The 20747-nt window shown below is 40.1% G+C and carries 23 protein-coding genes and 1 other annotated feature; all 23 genes read right to left on the minus strand.

Going from position 1 to position 20747, the window contains the following annotated elements:
* Positions 1-95 precede the first annotated feature (95 nt).
* A complete protein-coding gene (pyrR, locus tag ACIQCO_RS02380; protein ID WP_400425465.1) occupies positions 96-635 on the minus strand; it encodes a bifunctional pyr operon transcriptional regulator/uracil phosphoribosyltransferase PyrR in 540 nt (179 codons plus the stop codon).
* A 378-nt stretch (positions 636-1013) separates the two neighbouring features.
* Positions 1014-1925 (minus strand): RluA family pseudouridine synthase, encoded by a 912-nt coding sequence (locus ACIQCO_RS02385; protein WP_400425468.1) that lies wholly within the window; start codon positions 1923-1925, stop codon positions 1014-1016.
* The gene (gene lspA, locus ACIQCO_RS02390) at positions 1897-2409 is read right to left on the minus strand and encodes a signal peptidase II (protein ID WP_400425917.1); all 513 of its coding nucleotides are present in this window, start codon (positions 2407-2409) and stop codon (positions 1897-1899) included. Before lspA ends, ACIQCO_RS02385 begins: the two co-directional genes overlap by 29 nt.
* A 72-nt stretch (positions 2410-2481) precedes the next feature.
* Positions 2482-2766, minus strand: a complete 285-nt coding sequence (locus tag ACIQCO_RS02395; RefSeq protein WP_400425470.1) for a hypothetical protein — start codon at positions 2764-2766, stop codon at positions 2482-2484.
* 146 nt (positions 2767-2912) lie between these two features.
* Positions 2913-5684: an isoleucine--tRNA ligase gene (gene ileS / locus ACIQCO_RS02400; RefSeq protein ID WP_400425473.1), complete on the minus strand. Its 2772-nt coding sequence runs from the start codon at positions 5682-5684 to the stop codon at positions 2913-2915.
* A 74-nt stretch (positions 5685-5758) separates the two neighbouring features.
* Positions 5759-6001, minus strand: a binding site (T-box leader).
* A gap of 42 nt (positions 6002-6043) precedes the next feature.
* Positions 6044-6559: a DivIVA domain-containing protein gene (locus tag ACIQCO_RS02405; RefSeq protein ID WP_400425476.1), complete on the minus strand. Its 516-nt coding sequence runs from the start codon at positions 6557-6559 to the stop codon at positions 6044-6046.
* A gap of 85 nt (positions 6560-6644) precedes the next feature.
* Positions 6645-7418: a YlmH family RNA-binding protein gene (locus ACIQCO_RS02410; protein WP_400425480.1), complete on the minus strand. Its 774-nt coding sequence runs from the start codon at positions 7416-7418 to the stop codon at positions 6645-6647.
* 29 nt (positions 7419-7447) lie between these two features.
* Complete coding sequence (locus tag ACIQCO_RS02415) at positions 7448-7711, minus strand: YggT family protein (protein WP_400425482.1); 264 nt, start codon at positions 7709-7711, stop codon at positions 7448-7450.
* Between the two features lie 5 nt (positions 7712-7716).
* Entirely contained in the window at positions 7717-8190 is a 474-nt protein-coding gene (locus tag ACIQCO_RS02420; RefSeq protein WP_400425484.1) for a cell division protein SepF, read from the minus strand.
* 11 nt (positions 8191-8201) lie between these two features.
* Positions 8202-8879 (minus strand): YggS family pyridoxal phosphate-dependent enzyme, encoded by a 678-nt coding sequence (locus ACIQCO_RS02425; RefSeq protein ID WP_400425487.1) that lies wholly within the window; start codon positions 8877-8879, stop codon positions 8202-8204.
* Positions 8876-9706 carry a peptidoglycan editing factor PgeF gene (pgeF, locus tag ACIQCO_RS02430; protein WP_400425490.1) on the minus strand — a complete coding sequence of 277 codons (831 nt, stop codon included), beginning with the start codon at positions 9704-9706 and terminating at the stop codon, positions 8876-8878. The genes ACIQCO_RS02425 and pgeF overlap by 4 nt, the downstream gene beginning before the upstream one ends.
* Before the next feature lie 68 nt (positions 9707-9774).
* Positions 9775-10044: a YlmC/YmxH family sporulation protein gene (locus ACIQCO_RS02435; protein WP_024026908.1), complete on the minus strand. Its 270-nt coding sequence runs from the start codon at positions 10042-10044 to the stop codon at positions 9775-9777.
* 281 nt (positions 10045-10325) lie between these two features.
* Entirely contained in the window at positions 10326-11105 is a 780-nt protein-coding gene (gene sigG, locus ACIQCO_RS02440; protein ID WP_400425494.1) for an RNA polymerase sporulation sigma factor SigG, read from the minus strand.
* A gap of 172 nt (positions 11106-11277) precedes the next feature.
* Positions 11278-11997, minus strand: a complete 720-nt coding sequence (gene sigE / locus ACIQCO_RS02445; protein ID WP_400425497.1) for an RNA polymerase sporulation sigma factor SigE — start codon at positions 11995-11997, stop codon at positions 11278-11280.
* A gap of 45 nt (positions 11998-12042) precedes the next feature.
* Positions 12043-12969 carry a sigma-E processing peptidase SpoIIGA gene (gene spoIIGA, locus ACIQCO_RS02450; RefSeq protein ID WP_400425500.1) on the minus strand — a complete coding sequence of 309 codons (927 nt, stop codon included), beginning with the start codon at positions 12967-12969 and terminating at the stop codon, positions 12043-12045.
* A gap of 177 nt (positions 12970-13146) precedes the next feature.
* Positions 13147-14280, minus strand: a complete 1134-nt coding sequence (gene ftsZ / locus ACIQCO_RS02455; protein ID WP_066085121.1) for a cell division protein FtsZ — start codon at positions 14278-14280, stop codon at positions 13147-13149.
* A 40-nt stretch (positions 14281-14320) separates the two neighbouring features.
* A complete protein-coding gene (ftsA, locus tag ACIQCO_RS02460) occupies positions 14321-15616 on the minus strand; it encodes a cell division protein FtsA (RefSeq protein ID WP_400425503.1) in 1296 nt (431 codons plus the stop codon).
* 124 nt (positions 15617-15740) lie between these two features.
* Positions 15741-16103, minus strand: a complete 363-nt coding sequence (locus ACIQCO_RS02465) for a small basic family protein (protein WP_400425506.1) — start codon at positions 16101-16103, stop codon at positions 15741-15743.
* Positions 16103-16834: a DUF881 domain-containing protein gene (locus ACIQCO_RS02470; protein ID WP_400425509.1), complete on the minus strand. Its 732-nt coding sequence runs from the start codon at positions 16832-16834 to the stop codon at positions 16103-16105. The genes ACIQCO_RS02465 and ACIQCO_RS02470 overlap by 1 nt, the downstream gene beginning before the upstream one ends.
* Positions 16835-16878: 44 nt before the next feature.
* A complete protein-coding gene (locus ACIQCO_RS02475) occupies positions 16879-17589 on the minus strand; it encodes a DUF881 domain-containing protein (RefSeq protein ID WP_400425511.1) in 711 nt (236 codons plus the stop codon).
* Positions 17564-18355 (minus strand): cell division protein FtsQ/DivIB, encoded by a 792-nt coding sequence (locus ACIQCO_RS02480; RefSeq protein WP_400425513.1) that lies wholly within the window; start codon positions 18353-18355, stop codon positions 17564-17566. Before ACIQCO_RS02480 ends, ACIQCO_RS02475 begins: the two co-directional genes overlap by 26 nt.
* 209 nt (positions 18356-18564) lie before the next feature.
* Positions 18565-19473, minus strand: a complete 909-nt coding sequence (gene murB / locus ACIQCO_RS02485; RefSeq protein WP_400425516.1) for a UDP-N-acetylmuramate dehydrogenase — start codon at positions 19471-19473, stop codon at positions 18565-18567.
* 62 nt (positions 19474-19535) lie between these two features.
* Positions 19536-20639 carry an undecaprenyldiphospho-muramoylpentapeptide beta-N-acetylglucosaminyltransferase gene (murG, locus tag ACIQCO_RS02490; RefSeq protein ID WP_400425519.1) on the minus strand — a complete coding sequence of 368 codons (1104 nt, stop codon included), beginning with the start codon at positions 20637-20639 and terminating at the stop codon, positions 19536-19538.
* Positions 20640-20747: the final 108 nt, after the last annotated feature.

The following is a 20747-nucleotide window of genomic DNA, read 5'->3' on the forward strand; positions in this document are numbered from 1 at the left end:
CACAAAGAGGGTTTAGAAATTGCCGCACCTAAATAAAACGAGCGACACTTTCCCCTTTGTCAGCCTCACGGGACTGCATTTAAAAGGGCTGCTATTTATTTGTCAAAAATACTTACTTGATCCACTTTATCTACTTCTGACAACTCAACCACGATTTTTTCGTCACTTGATGTTGGGATATTTTTTCCTACATAATCAGCTCGGATTGGCAGTTCACGATGGCCGCGATCCACTAAAACGGCTAGCTGGATTGCTGACGGCCGTCCAAGGTCCATAAGGGCATCAAGTCCGGCCCTTACCGTTCTGCCCGTATACAATACATCGTCAACGAGAATGACTTTTTTGTTTCCGATTTCAACCGGAATATCAGACCCTTTAACAAGCGGTTCCTGATTCTCGGTTTTCTTCGTTAAATCATCCCGATAAAGAGTAATATCTAATTCACCAACAGGAACCGATTTTCCCTCAATATCAGCAATTTTTGCTGCAAGGCGATCGGCCAGATAAATTCCTCTTGTACGTATTCCAACAAGAACACACTCTTCAATACCTTTATTTTTCTCAATAATTTGATGGGCAATCCGAGTTAACGCCCTGCCAATTGCCTGCTCATCAAGAACAAGTGCTTTTTGCAAATCGCAACACCTACTTTTTTAAAAATATGGCTGTGTTAAAAGGGAATGTTGATTTCCGTTCCAGGCGCTTCGCTTTCCGCGGGGCGGGCGGTGAGCCTCCTCGGCGCTAAAGCGCCTGCGGGGTCTCACCTGTCCCGCTGCTCCCGCAGGAGTCTCGCGCCTTCCACTCCAATCAACATTGTGATCAAAATCAACAATATTCTTTAACACAGCCTAAAATAAAAAACCTCTCACCGGTTTTGGCGAGAGGCAGATAAGTTAATTTTAAGAATTAGGCATAACTCGCCTACATTCTTTAACCGTTTCCTTCTCAGCCTCACGGGACCGAATTAAAGGCATATTCAACTATCGTTATCTTACTGTAATTTTCGACAATCGTCAATTACTTTTTCGCAATTGCGCAAGCAAACGTTCAATATCATCTGGAAGCGGGGCCTCGAATTCTAAATATTCACCAGTTCTTGGGTGAATAAATCCAAGTACACCAGCATGCAGGGCCTGTCCGTCAATATCCAATGTTTTTTTCGGTCCATACTTTGGATCCCCGGCAAGCGGGTAGCCGATATATTTCATATGAACCCGGATTTGATGGGTTCTGCCAGTCTCTAGTTGACATTCTACAAATGTAAAGTCTTTAAAGCGTTCGATAACATGGAAATGCGTCACAGCATGTTTTCCATTATCAACGACTGTCATACTTTGCCTATCCTTTGTATCCCTGCCCAGCGGGGCATCAATGGTTCCAAAGTCATGTGGAATAACACCGTGAACAATCGCCATATACTTACGAGTAACAGTTTTCTCGACTAACTGATTAACTAGGCTTTCATGGGCCATATCGTTTTTAGCAACCATTAACAGGCCAGTTGTGTCCTTGTCAATTCGATGAACAATCCCGGGTCTTAACACCCCATTGATCCCAGATAAGTCCTTACAATGGGCCATTAAGCCGTTAACAAGTGTCCCTGTCAAATGTCCAGGAGCGGGATGAACGACCATCCCCCTTGGTTTATTGACAACCAAGACATCTTTGTCTTCATAAAAAATTTCCAAATTCAATTCTTCTGGAATCACATCTAACTCTTCTGGATCTGGAATTGAAATTTCGATTTGATCATTTAAACTGCATTTATAATTAGTTTTAACCGTTTGTCCATTAACAAGGATATGCCCATCTTTAATCCATTGCTGAACTTGTGTTCGTGACCATTCTTCATCAAGCCCTGAGAGTACCTTATCGATACGATCTCCCTTTTGCTCCTCAAGAATGATGTGTTCCATTGTCTCCATTTAATTTCTCCTTTGATTCTCTTTCATCCAGCAGCATTTGAATCATCAACATAATTACACCAATCACTAAAGCCGAATCCGCAATATTAAAAACAGGAAAATTATAGCCAAAAATATAGGTGTGAATAAAGTCGACGACTTCTTTGTGAATCACACGGTCAATGAAATTTCCGATTGCACCGCCTAGCATAAAAGCAAGAGATACCCCTAGGAGCCATTTGCCTTTCGCTGCTTTATAGATATAATACATAATTGCGGCAATAACAACGATTGTAATAACATAAAAAAGCCACATTTGACCTTGTAAGATCCCCCATGCAGCTCCTTGATTGCGATGAGAAGTAATGTACAAAACATTATCAATAATCGAAATGCTTTCTCCTTGATGCATGTTGTTAACAATTAACCATTTCGTACTCTGATCTAATAAAATAACAAAAAGAGCGATTAAGTAGTAATAAAACACTAAGAAATACCTCCACATCAGCCAATACTTACTTCTTAAGCATTTTAGCATACTTTTTCGCGAAACGACAATGAAACATGCTAAAAAAGACTAGTGAAGTGATTTTTTGTAATATATTTCTAAATCATCGGAATCCTTTATTGATTTTAAAGTTGGAATTATTTTTAATAAATCATCTGGCAAAAACTCTCCGGAAATTTCACATTGCCCAAAATTTCCTTTTTTGATTTTTTGTAAAGCTGCATCGATGTCGGCAAGTTCTTCATTCAAAATAGATGTCAGCCAATCGGGCTTTTGTTTGTTTTTTAATGAATTTTCGATTTCTATTTGGGTTTGACGGAGTTCCAAAAACAGCTCTTCCTGCATGGCATTCATAGTGCTATTACCTCCGTATTGTCATTTGTCTTATTATATCCGGTCAAGAATTACTGACACGGGAAAACATTTGACATCATCAACAACAATTAACGGAAGAGGATAATAAATGAAAAAGTCCCAAGCAATTAGCTTGGGACCACTTCTTATGCTAAGTGTGAATAATTCTCTTTTACGACTTCAGCACAACGCGGGCAAAGTGTCGGATGCGCTGAATCCTGACCAACTTCAGTTGAAACAATCCAGCAGCGGTCGCATGTTTCACCTTCAGCCTTTGTAATAACAATGGCTGCAGTCTCTAATTTCACTGCCTTTGCGGGAGCTTCTTCGTATGATCCGACCACTTCAAAGGCTGAGACGATAAACAGCTGTTTCAGGTTTTCTTCAATCGAATCTAATAGTGCCTTCGATTTCTCGTTAACATAAAGTGAAACTTTTGCTGTTAGCGATTTTCCAATTACTTTTTCGTTCCGAGCTTCTTCGAGTGCCTTTAACACATCATCACGAAGATTCATGAACGCCGTCCATTTTTCTTCAAGAGCTTTTGCACCTGCAAGCTCCTGATATTCTGGAAGGTCGGTTAATTGGACACTTTCTTCCGTTACAGCAGGAATGAATTTCCACACTTCATCAGCTGTATGAGAAAGAATTGGCGAAACCAATTTTGTTAATGCAAGTAATGATTCATATAAAACAGTTTGAATCGCACGGCGCTCGTGGTGGTTAACCGCTTCAATGTATAAAACGTCTTTGGCAAAATCAAGATAAAATGCACTTAGGTCAAGTGTACAGAAATTATTGACCGCGTGATAAATACCGGCAAACTCATAGTTTTCATAAGCATTCCGAACATTTTTAATCAACTTATTCAATTTCACAAGCATAAACTGATCCACTTCACGTAAATCTTCATAAGCAACCCGATTCACTGCCGGATCAAAGTCAGCTAGATTTCCAAGTAAGAAACGGAAAGTATTACGGATTTTACGATAAACCTCGGCAACCTGCTTTAGGATAGGGTCAGAGACACGAACATCTGATTGATAATCAACGGATGCTACCCAAAGGCGTAAAATATCGGCGCCCAATTGGTTCATGACCTTCGCTGGTACAACGACATTTCCAACTGATTTGCTCATTTTTCTGCCTTCACCATCAAGGGCAAACCCGTGGCTTAGTACTCCTTTATACGGTGCCTCACCGGTTACGGCAACAGCAGTGGATAATGACGAGTTAAACCAGCCGCGGTATTGGTCGGAACCTTCAAGATAAAGATCTGCAGGACGGACCAAATCCTCTCTCTCTAGTAACACAGCTTGATGGGAAGAGCCTGAGTCAAACCAAACATCCATAATATCAGTTTCTTTTGTAAATGTTCCATTAGGACTTCCAGGATGGGTAAATCCTTCAGGAAGTAAATCCTTGGCTTCACGCTCAAACCAAATATTTGAACCATGTTCACGGAATAAATTTGACACATGTTCGATTGTTTCATCGGTAATAATTTCTTTGCCATTTTCATCATAGAAAACAGGGATAGGAACACCCCATACCCGTTGACGGGAAATACACCAGTCGCCACGGTCGCGAACCATATTGAATAACCGTGTTTCACCCCATGCCGGCACCCATTTCGTTTCCTTTACGGCTTCCAAAAGTTCGTTACGGAAATCCTTAATCGAAGCGAACCACTGTGCTGTCGCACGGAAAATAACCGGCTTCTTCGTTCGCCAATCGTGCGGATAAGAGTGAGTAATAAACGAAAGCTTTAACAATGCATCCGCCTCTTCTAACGCTTGCACAATCGGTTTGTTTGCCGTATCGTAGAATAATCCTTCGAAGCCCGGTGCTTCGCTTGTCATTACGCCTTTGTCATCTACAGGGCAAAGCACTTCCAGGCCGTATTTTTGACCAACGTAGAAGTCATCCTCCCCGTGACCGGGAGCAGTATGAACACAGCCTGTTCCAGCGTCTGTAGTAACGTGTTCACCTAACATAACTAAAGAATCACGGTCATATAACGGATGTGCCGCAACAATCTGTTCTAATTCCGCCCCTTTGACCTTTTGGACAACCGCAGCATCCTCCCAGCCAATTTCCTTCGTTACGGCTTCAAGAAGGGCTTCAGCCACTAAGAATTTGTTACCATTTGCAGTAACGACCACATAGGTTAAGTCAGGATGAACAGAAATCCCTAAGTTTGCTGGAATCGTCCAAGGTGTTGTTGTCCAAATCACAATTTGCGTATCCGTATCAAGGACACCTTTTCCGTCTTTCACCTTAAATCCAACATAGATGGATGCTGAACGCTTATCTTGGTATTCAATTTCTGCCTCAGCAAGAGCAGATTCACTTGAAGGCGACCAATATACCGGCTTAAGGCCTTTATAAATATAACCCTTTTTCGCCATTTCACCGAAGACTTTAATTTGTTGCGCTTCGTATTCCGGTTTAAGCGTAATATAAGGATTTTCCCAGTCCCCGCGAACACCGAGACGTTTAAATTGTGAGCGCTGATTATCAATTTGCTCGAGTGCATATTTCGTACAAAGCTCCCGGAATTCAGCCACCGTCATTTCTTTCCGTTTAACACCTTTATTCGTTAGAGCCTGTTCAATCGGCAGCCCGTGTGTATCCCAGCCTGGTACATATGGAGCATGGAAGCCGCTCATTGATTTATAGCGGACAATCATATCTTTTAAAATTTTGTTAAGCGCATGGCCCATATGGATATCTCCATTTGCGTAAGGAGGTCCATCATGGAGGACAAACATCGGACGTCCTTTCGTCCGTTCTTGCACCTTTTGATAAATATTCATTTCTTCCCATTTCGCCTGGACCTCAGGTTCTCTTTGCGGCAAATTGCCTCGCATCGGGAATTCAGTTTTCGGCATTAATAACGTATCTTTGTATTCCATTTTTTCTTCCTCCTGTAATCCTATCATCTAACAGAATAGCCATTAAGAACAATAAAAAAACCCTCTCATCCCAAAATAGGGACGAGAAGGTTTAATTCCCGCGGTACCACCCTGATAAATAGTATGAAATGAAAACACACTATCCTCTTTACCATTCGTAACGTGAATAACACGCCTGAGCCTACTAACCATTATGGAATTCGGTCCGGAACTCGAGGGTGATCTTCCAATTCTTCTGCTTTACCGGGCTTTCACCCTCCCCGGTTCGCTTAAGAAAGTATATAGAAAAATTGTACTGTCCCTGTCATAGTCATGTCTATCGTTTATTAAAAAATTATATGCGAGATAATGCCAATTCGTCAAGCTAAGGAATCTTCTTCTTGATGAATTTTTAACTCGGTTGCATCCACTTCATACTCTAATAAATGATCCCAATCATCTGTGCTCAGCATATCCAGCTGTGCTTCAATCAGCATTTTAAAACGAGTTCGGAACACTTTTGACTGCTTCTTTAAATCTTCTATTTCAAGGGCAATTTTTCGGGCTTTAGATAAGGATTCATTGACAATCCGGTCCGCGTTTTTCTCCGCTTCCTTAATAATCAGCTTGGCTTCCTTTTGCGCATTACGCTTTACATCTTCGCCCGCTTCTTGGGCAATAATAATTGATTTGTTGAGCGTTTCTTCAATATTCACAAAATGGCCAAGACGATCTTTCATTTCATTCAAGCGTTCTTCCATTTCCTTTTTCTCTCTGAGGACTAATTCATAATCCTTAATTACCTGGTCAAGAAATTCATTGACTTCATCTTCATCGTACCCGCGAAACCCTTTATTAAACTCTTTATTATGAATATCTAACGGCGTTAACGGCATGATGCCACCTCCATAAGAACTGTACTTTTATATGTATAAGAAAATATTCGACACGTTTTTCAATAATCCTGCACTAAAAATGAAATTATTTTTGCTTTCCACTGATTATTCGCCATTTTTCTTTTTTAGTTTTTCCCTCAATCGCAATAATTTTTGCTCTTCCATGACCACGAATGGAAATCATGTCACCGATTTCACAAGAAAACGACGGGTTTTCGGTTAAGGTCCAGTTTACTTTAACAAGCCCCTGCTGAATAAGGGTTTGTGATTTTTGCCGAGATAGATGATATATACCAGAAATAACAGTATCCAGCCGTAAAGAAGATACTGTTAAATCATTCTCTGCCCATAATTCTTTTGCAGAAATCGCTTCTTCAATCGGTGTTTCAATTAACTTGACACCTGCCCTGCCAATTGATTCAAGATTGCTTTTAATATACTCATTAACTTCCTTAGCAGCGAAAAATTGTATTCTATCATCCTTTATAAGGATGTCGCCAAATTTCCCCCGTTTTAACCCTAAGGACATCAGCGTTCCCAAAACCTGACGATGCTCAATTGTCACGAACTTCGTTGGATAGTGAATTTCGAAAAGGCTAATTTGAAAATCATCACCATTTGCAGTCAAATAATCTGGGTAGATGAAGGCTCTTTTTCGTTCTAAATCATGACTGCCGCCAAAAAGCTGATAGCTCACATCGCCATTTTCGCCAATGAGCATTTTGAGAATATGCTGTTCCCTTGGGTCAAGAAAATCAGTCAGCTTTGGCGTATAGTGGGTCTCGACATAACTTTTCCACTGGGCTACTTGGTCAATAAATTCCCGTTCTTCTGGACGGAAATGCTGATAAATGTTCATTAATTAACACACAACCTATGATTAAATTCTTAAACGAGCCATTGGTAAACTCTAGAGAGCCCGCTGTTTGCAAAGTTTAACACAAGGAAGGCAACAATTGGCGAAATATCCATCATCCCAATTGGTGGAATAATCTTTCGGAATGGTTCTAAATAGGGTTCGCAAATTCTCGCCAAAAATTGGCCAATTGCGGATTCCCTTGCATTCGGGAACCATGACATTAAAATATAGACAATCAATGCCCACGAATAAATTTGAATTACCTGTTGCAATAGACTAAAAACAAATGCCATTTACATTACCACCTCGTATTTTGATTATCATGGTCAGGAATAAGGTCCGAAATATTCCCAGAAACCTCTACGTTATCAGGCGCACATAAAAAAATACTTAAGCCAATTTTTTGGATGTCGCCGCCAATGGCATATACAACACCGCTGATAAAGTCAATAATTTGCCTGCCTTGATCATTATCAATGCGCTGGAGGTTTATGACAACAGCGCGGCGACTTTTTAAATGGTCAGCAATATCCGTTGACTCCGAATACGAACGCGGTTCCACTAAAATGACCTTTGAACCATTTGACGGATTTATAGAATTTGACGACTTTGGGACGCTTTGCAGGCTGATAACATTTTTGTTTTTAACAGGCTGCTGCTGCTGCTGCTGTCTTTGTTTGACAGGTTCACTCGGTTCTACATATTCATCATTATTATCATCATATTCATCATCTAAAAAGAAAAATGTTTTTAATTTTGATTTAATCGTCATTTTTTTCTCTCCTAACCATCTTCACCGACAAGTGCAGTACCTATTCTTACCATTGTTGCCCCTTCTTCAATCGCAATTGGAAAATCACCCGACATTCCCATCGACAATTCCGTGCAAGGAGCAAAATCTAAATTCCGGTCTTGTACTTGTGTGCGAAGTTCCCTTAATTTGCGAAAACAGTCACGAACAATTTGTTCATCCTTCGTGAGCGGAGCCATGGTCATTAATCCTTCAACACTTATATTATCAAAAGGCCAAAGTGATTCAATAAATTCAATTGTCTCTCCAGCTGATAATCCATGTTTGGATTCTTCCTGTGAAACATTTACCTGCACGAGACATTTAATTTTATGGTCTGCACGTTTATTTATTTCTTCGGCAAGTGAAAGCCTATCCAGCGAATGGATATATTCAACCTTGTCAATAATATTTTTCACCTTACGGGTCTGGAGGGAGCCAATAAAATGCCAATCAGGCTTGTCCCTTAATACCGTCCACTTTGCAAGCAGGCCGTCATCACGGTTCTCACCTAGATTTGTTATCCCTGCCTCGAACGCTTCAGAAGCGCGTTCAATACTTACATATTTTGTGACAGCAATCAATTTCACTTCATCCGGGTTTCGATTTACTTTAAGACACGCTTCATTTATTTGTTGTTTAATTTGTTCAAACTTTGCTGCTACTCTCATAAACGATCCGCAGTCTCCTTCCAGCCGATAAAACTTAACATTCTTCCAGTCCCGCCTTGGTCACGGCGGTGCGAGAAAAATTCCTCTTGGTTGCAGCTGGAACAAAATCCGGTCGAAAGGATATTTTGAACCGGTACATCCGCTTCTAAGAGTATTTGCCTGTTTAATTCTCGCAAATCTAATGAATATTGACCATCTTCAATTAAATTATATGGTAATCTGTCTTTATCTTCTAGTGTATTTTCAACTAAGTTAATAATCCGTTCATCAACAAGATAACATTCTTCACAAATAGACGGTCCAATTGCGACAAAAATCTCTTCAGGCTTAATCCCTTCCCTGCCCCATGCTTGGATCATTTCGTTTGCAATCTTTCCAACTGTCCCTTTCCAGCCTGCATGTGCCGCCCCAATCATCTTTTTTTCAGGAGCAATAAAAAAAAGAGGGACACAGTCGGCAAAACAAAGCGTTAGCAGGATGCCCTCTTCATTCGTATAAAAACCATCAGTGCCTTTAAATGAATGTTCATAGGAATCGGACCCTTTTCCGCGGTCTGCTTTTGTTATCTTTTTAACGGCAATGTCATGGGTTTGTTCGGCACCCACCCAACAGTTTAGCGGAAATTCCAGCAGCTCTGCGACTATTTCTCGATTTGAGCAAACGCAGCTTTTGGCATCGCCGACATGAAAGCCGAGATTCAGGGTCTCGAAACTCCCTTTGCTCAGACCTCCGCATTTAGTTGTGATACCGGCGGCCAATCCCGGGAATTGCTTGGTCCAGCTTTCAATGGTTAAATAGGATTGATTTTTTAAGACAAAGGGCTCCATGTCAATACCTCTATTTTTTTCTTTAGTTTACCATGAAAAGAGAGAATGGTCACTGTAAAAGGTATTTGTCAAACTTCAGCCTCTTCAGATATTTTCTCGACACTTCCCCGATACCTGACCAAGATTACATCTTGACCAATTTTAATAATATTTTTCCAGGGAATAACGATGTCTTCATCCTTACCAAAAAAGCCTAATACTCTGCCGCTGCCGGAGATGACGACCGCTTCTATTTTCCCAGTCGTTAAATTAATTTCTATATCACCAATATTACCAAGCCTTTTGCCATCTGATACATTGACCACATCTTTTATCTGGAATTCGGAAATCTTCACCATATCCACCACTCCCAATTACATTACTATAAAAAATATATGACAGCACTTGGCAAATTAGTAAAAGAAAAAAAGAAAAGCGTAAGCGCCCTGGTCAGCGGCGTATGGCCTGGAGCGCTCCAACTGAGATAAAGGAAACACGGTGAGCTTCGCTGCCCGATGTTGACTTATCGTAGGGCGGAGCGCGAAGGACAATAGCCGCTAGGGTGCTGGAGCTGGACATTTCTCAAAGTCCAATGATATAAATTCTGATATAAAAATAAAGCTGTCCGGTTTGGACAGCTTTAACTTTGAATATTTTTATTCATTTGTTTTATGGCCGCTTTTTCTAGACGTGAAACCTGTGCTTGGGATATCCCGATTTCATCCGCGACTTCCATTTGTGTTTTTCCTTGAAAAAACCGTTTCCGTAATATTAATTTTTCACGTTCATTTAATCTGCGCATGCCTTCTTTTAAAGCAATTTCTTCAATCCAATGGATATCTTTACTTTTCTCATCGCTTAATTGGTCAACAACATAAATGGGATCGCCGCCATCATTATAAATCGGCTCAAATAGGGACACTGGATCTTGAATGGCATCCAGGGCAAATACAATCTCTTCATGCGGTACTTCCAGGACCTTGGCGATCTCTTGTGCAGTCGGTTCACGTGAGGTTTCGCTCATTAACCGCTCCCTTACCTGAAGGGCCTTATAAGCAATATCCCTTAAAGAACGTGAAACGCGAATTGGGTTATTATCACGCAAGTACCTGCGAATTTCTCCAATTATCATCGGTACGGCGTAAGTGGAAAACTTTACATTTTGACCTAAATCAAAGTTATCAATCGATTTCATCAGGCCAATACAGCCAACCTGAAACAGGTCATCAACAAACTCTCCCCGGTTGTTAAAGCGCTGAATCACACTTAGTACGAGGCGTAAGTTACCATTGACGAGCTTTTCCCGGGCGGATATATCGCCCTCTTGCATTTGCTTGAAGAGTATTCTCATTTCTTCGTTTTTTAAAACAGGAAGTTTTGATGTGTCCACACCGCAAATTTCAACTTTATTTCGAGTCAATCCTTTTCCCTCCTCACAGGAGCTGCTGTACAAAAAACAGTATTTCCTTGAGAAGGAAAAATATGCACCTGCCCACAACACGGGACAGGTGCATAAATGTCGAAAAATGCAATTAAATCGTGAAATAAAAGGGTTTTTTTAATGGAAACTTTTTTCTTTTTCCCGCTTCCGTTTATACCATCTTATTAAATTCCTTCCGTAACCGTTTAATAATTCTTTTTTCCAATCTTGAAATATAAGATTGCGATATCCCCAGCATGTCTGCTACATCCTTTTGTGTCTTTTCTTCCCCGTTTGTTAAGCCGAACCGAAGCTCCATAATTTGTTTTTCACGATCGGTAAGCTGATGCAATGCCTTTGTTAAAAGTTTCCTATCAACATTTGCTTCCAGGTCCTTTGTAATAATATCATCATCCGTTCCTAAGACATCGGATAATAACAGCTCATTCCCATCCCAGTCAATATTGAGCGGTTCGTCAAAGGAAACTTCTGATCTAATTTTATTGTTTCGCCGTAAGTACATAAGAATTTCATTTTCGATACATCTTGATGCGTATGTAGCAAGTTTTATTTTTTTCTCAGGGTTAAAGGTATTAACCGCTTTAATTAAACCAATCGTGCCAATACTAATTAAATCCTCAATATTAATCCCCGTATTTTCAAACTTTCTGGCAATATAAACAACCAGCCTTAGGTTCCGTTCAATTAAGATCGACCTCGCTGCCTTATCACCACCAGGCAGTTTTTTTAATAACAACTCCTCCTCATCTTTACTCAAAGGAGGCGGCAAGGCTTCGCTTCCGCCAATATAATAAACTTCATCCGATTTTAAGCCCAATTTTATTAGTATTTTGTACCAGTAGTAGGATAAGCGAAGTCTCCATTTATTCATGTAAGTTCCTCCTTCTAAATTATGTTATTTCTGAGTATAGTATTATTAACTTACCTTCACAGCCTCCTCTTGCTGTTTCATCCCGGTTAACATCTTTGGATGAACAATACATTGAAACGCATCATCAGCAGAAAGTTCCTTTATCGTAAAGGAGACAAGACCTTTTTCACATAAGTACTGTGAACCACTTTGTTCGATTAAAATAAAATCGGGTTTGACGGCAATAATAAGCTGATGCTCTTGTCCTATCACACGGCATGGGACGATTCTGAGCCTATTTTGCCATTCGTCAGGAAATTTCTCATTACCCATGATTAGTGGTTCCGGGTAGGCGGCCAATCTTTTTATTGTTTCGGAAATCGTCTCGATTTGATTTTTGATAGAAACAAACATGACTGGCAGCTTCGACAACGGATCATATAGTTGATTGCCACTATCCACTAATCCTTTAAAAACTAAGCTTTCACCCTCAATATTCAACCTCACATTAACAATTTGTTCGAATTGAATTTTGGTCATCTCGATACTTTCTCCATTTTTTCTTGAGAAGTGCCAGGCAACCGGGAAACCAATCAGGACGAACAGCCAGCTAATTGGATCGCCAAACCCTTTTAAAACCTTTGTCGACCACTCATAATCATATTGAATAAAGTAATGAGCACCCATGATGGCACCGCCAATAAAAAAGGTAGCGGCATAAAACGTCATTAATGCCCTCATAAAGAAGGTCAACCGCTTATATCCAAAGGCAATCAATATCATCATCATTGAACAGATAAGCTTTGAAATCGGATGGCTTGTATAGTGACTTAATGGTGTAAACGACAATAAAATAATTAATGAACCGGTAAATCCACCGGCGAGTATTCTCCATAGGCGAATGTTTCTTTTAAGAAATATGGCTGTTAAATAAAGGAGTAGGCTGTCAAATAATAAATTCAGAGCCCAGATAATATCTAAATAAACAACCAATCAGCTTCCTCCTTACTTCTGTTTACGAAAAAGTATAACGTACTTATACGGCTGAAGTGTGTCACTTTCTGTAATCAAAAAAACAGAAATTTTCACTATTCCAAACGGATTTTGTCAAATAAAGAATAAACAAAAAAGGCATAGCCCCGTGGGACCATGCCTTAACTATTATTGAAATTATCTTCTGCGATTTCTGTTGCGCAAGAAGGTTGGAATATCCAACGTCTCTTCTTGTGATACATTTGTATTCCGGACTGGTTCTTGCGGAGTTTCTTCACGTTTGTGCTCTCGCTTGACAGGTCCGGTAGTCGGTTTAGCTTGTCCAAAAGACGGGCGCGTTACCTTTGGCTGTGAACCTTCTTCATTAAATCCTGTTGCAATAACCGTTACCACGATTTCATCTTTAAGATTTTCATTGATAACGGAACCGAAAATCATATTCACTTCTTGATCCGATGCACTTGCAACAATATCAGCTGCTTCCTGAACTTCATACAGACTTAAATTTGTACCGCCTGTGATATTCATTAACACACCCTGCGCTCCATCAATGGACGTTTCTAATAGCGGAGAGCTAATCGCTTTCTTCGCTGCCTCAGCGGCGCGATTTTCTCCTGAGGAAACGCCAATTCCCATTAAGGCAGAGCCTTTGTTAGACATAATTGTTTTCACATCTGCAAAGTCCAAGTTTATAAGTCCAGGTACAGCAATTAAATCGGATATACCTGAAACCCCTTGGCGCAGGACATTATCCGCTTCGCGGAACGCCTCGAGCATTGGCGTACTTTTATCAACGATTTCAAGAAGGCGGTCATTTGGAATAACAATTAGTGTATCAACGGCTTCTTTCATAGACCCGATACCGCCTGATGCTTGATTCGACCGCTTTTTGCCTTCAAATGTGAATGGACGGGTAACAACACCAACCGTCAATGCACCGAGGTTACGGGCTATTTGCGCGATAACCGGCGCTGCACCCGTACCAGTTCCTCCGCCCATACCTGCCGTAACGAACACCATGTCAGCGCCCCTAAGCGCTTCTTCAATTTGCTCTTTGCTTTCTTCTGCTGCTTTCTTCCCAACCTCAGGATTAGCTCCAGCTCCAAGGCCGCGAGTCAGTTTTGAACCAATCTGCATTTTTACTTCTGCTTTTGAAAGATTTAAGGCTTGCGCATCCGTATTAACCGCAATAAATTCCACACCCTGAACGCCATGTTCAATCATTCGGTTTACCGCGTTATTTCCACCGCCGCCAACACCGATTACTTTTATTGTTGCGAGAGAATCTAAATTTGTATCAAATTCTAACATGACAAATCCTCCTAATTCGTCGATTTCCTTTTCGCTTAAATTATTCGAAAAAGTAACCAAGGAATTTTTTTACTTTTGATGACATCTTATCTTCCGGATGTTTTTCTACTTTTACTTTAGGCTGCTGTTGCTTTGGCATTCTTTTTTCGGCTGGCTCTGACACCGCTGAAGTACCGCCGTTGGTTCCTCCAGGCAATCTAGTATTCTTGTAAGCATATTTTATTAAGCCAACCGCTGTTGTATATTGAGGTTCTCTTACACCAATGTAATCAGGCGAGGCAATACGGACTGGAGTTTGAAAGATATCCTGTGCAAGCTCCAATATTCCCTGCATCTTTGCTGTGCCGCCTGTTAAAACAAAACCACCTGGTAAATCTGTCACGCCTAACCGTTTCAATTCATGCGCTATCAATTCAAAGACTTCTTCCATTCTTGCTTCAATAATTTCAGAAACATAGAGCTGATTAAATTGCTGATGCTGATCGCTTCCGATAATTGGAACGCTGAAGAATTCATCCTCTGAAGCATTGTCATAGAAGGCATGTCCATATTTCACTTTGATTTTCTCGGCATCCTCGGTAGACGTGTGCAGAACCTTTGAAAGGTCATTTGTAAGCAAATCCCCGCCAACGGGAATCACACTTGTCGATTTCAAAAATCCTTCCTCAAATAGTGCGATTGAAGTAGACCCGCCGCCGATATCGATTAAGGCTACACCGAGATTTTTTTCATCTTTGGATAAAGCATAATCACCTGCTGCCAGAGGCTGCAAGATAATATCTAAAATTTCAAGTCCAGCTCTTTCAACACAACGTAAGGTATTAATGATTATCGATTTAGAGCCGGTAATAAGCGATCCTTCCATTTCCAAACGAACACCAATCATACCTCTTGGGTCATTAATTTCATCCTTACCATCTAAGATAAATTGTTTTCGGATGACGCCAATGTTTTCTCGTTCTGGTGGAATCGATCCGACATGGGAAGCCTCAATAACCCGAATGACATCTTCATTGGTAATTTCCCGATTTTGGCTGGAAACAGCTACAATACCGTGACATTGCTGGAGTATGACGTTGTTCCCGGAAATCCCGACCACTACTTCCCTAATCTCCGCTCCAATCATCCTTTCCGCCTGCTCAATCGCCCGCTTAATAGAATGAACGGTATCGTCCATGTCGACGATCGACCCTTTTCGTAAGCCTTCAGATTTCACATTGCCAACACCAATTATATTCAACGAGTCTTTGCCCGAGTCATTGACCATTTCCCCAATGATTACTTTTACACTGGATGTACCGATGTCAAGGCTAACATATATTTCATTGCTGTTCATTCTTTGGCACCTCCTTTTAATTTCCATAGGTCGAACAACAATTTCTTTTGTTCAATTAAATGTTTTCATAGTAATATCATATAAAATTATTCGTCACAACTAAAATATTTCCCTTTAAAAAATATCAATTTTTTTCTACTTTTTCTTTGTTTGGTGACCATTTTGTCAATAATATTCGTCTAATGACAGCAATATTTTGGAACAACCTGACTCCAAACGCAAAAACTGCTGCTAAATACAAGTCTACACCAAGATGAACACCGAGAAAAGCTAAACTTGCTGCTAGTATTATATTAAAAAAGAATCCAGAAACAAATACCTTATCATCATAAATATTTTGCAAGTAGGCCCTGATTCCCCCGAAAAGCGTATCAAGGGCTGCTAAGACTGCAATTGATAAATAATTGGAATATTCTTCAGGAATTCGAATTTCCGTTAATAAACCGAGAATGATTCCAATAATTAGTCCCACAAACGGAAGCCACATTAGGAACCGCCCCCTTCTTTAATCGGCTCCATGTATTTAATCCGAATTGGGTTATCATAGGCAGGGATCGTCACGACTGGATTTGCTTCTGAAACGGTAAGTCTCAAGCTTTCAGTAAAGAATTCATCCCTGGCATTTGATACTTTCATCCGGTTAGACAATTTTTCAGCAGTATTAATCGTATCAACGCCGACTTTAATTTCTATCGGCAAACTCTTGAGTGTATGCCCGTCAATTTTAGTTTCCCGATTAATGTCTCTTATTACAGTGGTATTAATAATTCTTTGACCATCAATCGCCAGATATTTTGCTTCATACATATTCAATTCGTTCAGCAGCCTTTTTAGGAGTTCGGGTGAAACGACCTTTGTAACAGGAGCGCCTAGCTTGATATCCTCAATTACAGGTTCAATTTGCAGTGTAATACCTGGACCTGAAATTTCCGTCAGCCCCGCTTCCATTTTTAATTCCTGCAATGTATCCCGTAATGCCTGTTCCTTACTCTGTTTTCTTTCAGATTCATAGGCTGATATTTTTTCTTCATTAGAACGAATCTCACCCAATAAATTGGACTGAAGTTCTTTTTCTTTCAGTAAGGCCGCGCGTAGCTGCCAAACATCGCGGGTATCCCGCTCATTCGGTTTCTTCACTGTTTGGAATTGAATCGCAATCATAAAACCGACAACTGCAGCAATTAAGGTAAAACTAACATTCATTTTGGGCTTGTCCATTATTTTTACCTAACCTTTAAATTAATCTTAAAGTGGACTTTTAATCAACTTCCTAAAATTGGATTCATGATCATTTCATTTACTTTTTCAAGTGTAAAAACTAGGTTATCATTAACTAGCTGGTCCCTTACTCCTCCAGTCAAGTTTATAGAGGAGGCAAGTACATCAGAATCCCCGATTGCTGTAATGACAAACGGAGCTGGATACTGAACACCATCAACGGTAATGACTGGCCCATTACATACAATATAAGAATGGCTCGTCAGCCTTTGGCCATTTATCGCAACCGCTGCTGCACCAGAAATATATAGTTCGTTTACCACTTTAAATACATGGTGTTCATGGACAAGATAATTATTAATATTCACTTCTTTTGGGTCATAGTCACCATCGGAAAGAGTAATTTTTACTCCCTTCCCTTTTACCATTACTTTCCCTAGAAACATCCGATATTTTTCTGTATCTTCAGCCTGATTAAGAAAAACTTGGGCTTCCTTTGCCAGGTCTTTTTCATTTTTAAGTACCTTGTCTTGCTTTTGATGTAATTCTTTTTGAAGCTTACGATTCGTCTCTTCTTGGGCAATCAATTGATTTCTTAAAACAAGCGTCTTTTCATATTGTTTACCTGACCTATTGAGATGTTCATTTTGGTTCTCAATTTGAGTCAGATGATAGGAGAAGGCAATCATAAACCCAAGTACAAGACAGACAAGGGACAAGATAAAATGTTTACCCTTCACCTTGATCTTTTTCAACTTCTTTTCCCTCCACTTCCGGTTCAAAAGCCTTAAAATATGAACCTACTTCCAAATCGATGAGTCCCTTTTTGTTAGGATCTAATTGGCTGATGATTGAGGGATAATGAACCATCTTTTCTGAAAAACTTCTTAATGTCGCACTTACCTCAAAGCCATCATTCATAAATAAGGAAATATGATATTGATCGGTTTTTTTCGGAGAATAATAAATTTCGGAAATGGAGTTTAAAATTTCACTTGGAAGATTTTCTAACTCTTTCATCATTTCGTTAAGGGCAGCCCCTTCTTTAAATTCCAAAAGAATCGGAGAATTAACAGGAATTTTTTCCGCTTGTCTATCCTTCAGGATTTTACCATTTTCCATTACTGGAAAGTAGTTTGTATCTTGCTTAAGATAGGCTATTCTTTTATACTCTTTTACTTGAATTAGAACCGTGTTTGGCCATTGAATGTTAACATCGGCTTTCTTTATTTCGGATAATTGCTGTAATTTGGAAGCAATAGTGCTATTCCTAACTTTCCAAATATTCGTGTCTTTCGAAAGGCCGCTCTTCTTGATTATTTCTCCACGAGAATAGACTTCATTCCCCTTTATTGTAATGGTTTTAACGTGACTAAAAGGTGATTGTGTATAGGCAATGACGACAATCAATGTAAAAAACAAAATTAACAAGAGCACTAGACGTCTGTTTGCTTTCCGCCTTCTTTGCTCCTTAAGCTTAGGAATACGATCCTCAAGAGCAACAATTTTACCTTTTTCCATTCGTGATTCCTCCACATAAAGCGGCTGCCCTAAATTACAACATCAGCTTGTCCTAAAAAAAAATCGATGTGGCTACCATGAAATGAGAAACAACGGCACGAGAAATCATGCCGTCATTCATCATCTTCAGGCTTTCCACCTATTATATTATCAGTTATTATAACACAATTTTTGTCATTCGTAAGGGATTTCTTACAAGAAAAGTAAGTTTAATTTCTTCCGATTATTTCTACCTCGGTCTCCATTTTTATTTCATATAAACTGTAAATGGTATCCTTTACATGCTCAATTAAGGCAAGTACATCTCCAGCAGTAGCGTTACCGGCATTGACAATAAAATTTCCATGCATTTCTGAAATCTTTGCACCGCCAATACTGAAGCCCTTTAATCCGGCGACCTCAATTAATTTACCGGCGTAATTAGGCAGGGGATTTCGAAAAATACTGCCGGCGCAAGGGAAATTCCACGGCTGTGTTTCTTTTCGATAATCCTTGTTCTTTAGCATTTGTGAAACAATTGCTGCTCGATCACCTTGTGCAAGCTGAAAAACAGCTTCGACGACAATTCCTGGACGTTTCTTCTGGAGGACAGAGGTACGATAGGAAAATTCCATTTCTGCAGACGAAAGCCACTCCATCGTTCCATCATCAAAAAGAATACGTGCCCTAGTTAGAATTTTGCTTATATCTGAACCATGTGCACCGGCGTTCATATAAACAGCCCCGCCGACAGACCCTGGGATACCGCTGGCAAACTCAAGTCCCGTCAGCCCCTTTTTGCTAATTAATGTCGATAAGCTGACGAGCGAATGTCCGCCGCCGACTGTAATTTCGGTGTCATTAATTTCAAGATGGTCCAAACCGGAACCGAGCTTAATCACTGCCCCTTCAATCCCTTTATCAGAGACTAAAAGATTAGACCCTCTGCCAATTGCCCGCCACTTTAAGCGGTGTTTTCTAATTACACCCATTACATGATTTAAGTTTTCTACTGACGAAGGTTCAATAAGCAGGTCGGCTGGACCGCCAATTTTAATTGTCGTATGTTGGGCAAGAGATTCATTTTTCTTTACCTTCCCAATATTTAAAGCCTGTAATTCTGTTACAATTCCGTCCATATTTACCACCTAACTTTCCAATATACACTTAACTTTAGTTTATGCACCAAAATCGATTTGGGCTACTTTTGTTTTTCTTTAACAAGCTGTCTCATTAATGAGTAAAGCCTCTCTGCGGAATCTGGGACTCCGATTTTTTTCGCCTTTACTTTCATTTCTTTTACAATTTCATTATTTAAAAGAATTTGATCAATGGAGTTGACGAGACTTTTACTATTTAAATCTTTTTCTAAAAGTAATTCTGCCGCACCATGGTTACTTAAGGATCGAGCGTTCTTCTCTTGATGATTATTGGTAACATACGGACTCGGGACAAGAACGCTTGGAATGCCAAGTGAAGTTATTTCTGCCAGTGTTGTTGCACCCGCTCTTGAGACAACCAAATCAATACCGGCAAGAACCTCGGGCATATTATGAATAAACGGTTTTATCACGACATTTCTCGGACTTCCAATTAACTCTGCTTCCTTCTTGACGGCTTCATAATGAACATCGCCAGTAATATAGAGAACTTGATAAGGCTTTTCAGCCAATTCTGATAAGGCCTTAACTACTGCTTCATTGATTGGCCTGGCACCACGGCTGCCTCCAAAGATTAGGACAGCAGGCATGGTTGTACTAAGTCCTGCTGACAGCCGCCCTTTTATCCCATCTTTGCCAATTACCTCAGATGCCCGGGGATTCCCCGTAAATACTACCTTATCTCCTGGAAAATAATTTTTAGCCTCTTCGAAGCATATCGCAATTTTATTCACATATCGGCTCAGGAATTTATTCGTGAGGCCGGGTACACTATTTTGTTCATGAATAATGGTTGGAATCCGCAGTTTAGCGGCCGCATATACCACAGGTCCGCACACATATCCGCCTGTTCCAATCACAATGTCAGGCTTAAATTCTTTTAATATTCTTTTGCTATCTGTTACACCTTTCAGAAATCGAATAATCGTTTTAACATTTTCAAAGGACAGCTTCCGCTTGAATCCAGTAATATGAATCGATTTAAAAGCAATATTCTCCCTGGGAACGAGTTTACTTTCTAAGCCATTTATTGTACCTATGTATAGAAATTCTGCATCTTTGTTCTCTTTTTGAATTTCCCTGATTAGTGCGAGTGCCGGATAAATATGCCCGCCAGTCCCGCCGCCGCTTACGACTATTTTCATTTTTCCACCTCATTAACTATTTAACACCTGATTGCATACCTATCTTACTATAAAAACAGATTAAAAAACGCAAATGAAAAAAGATTGTTATCTAAATGTAACGAAAAA

Origin of the sequence: Neobacillus sp. NPDC093127 (assembly GCF_044754175.1) — a bacterium.
Lineage (GTDB): Bacteria > Bacillota > Bacilli > Bacillales > Cytobacillaceae > Neobacillus.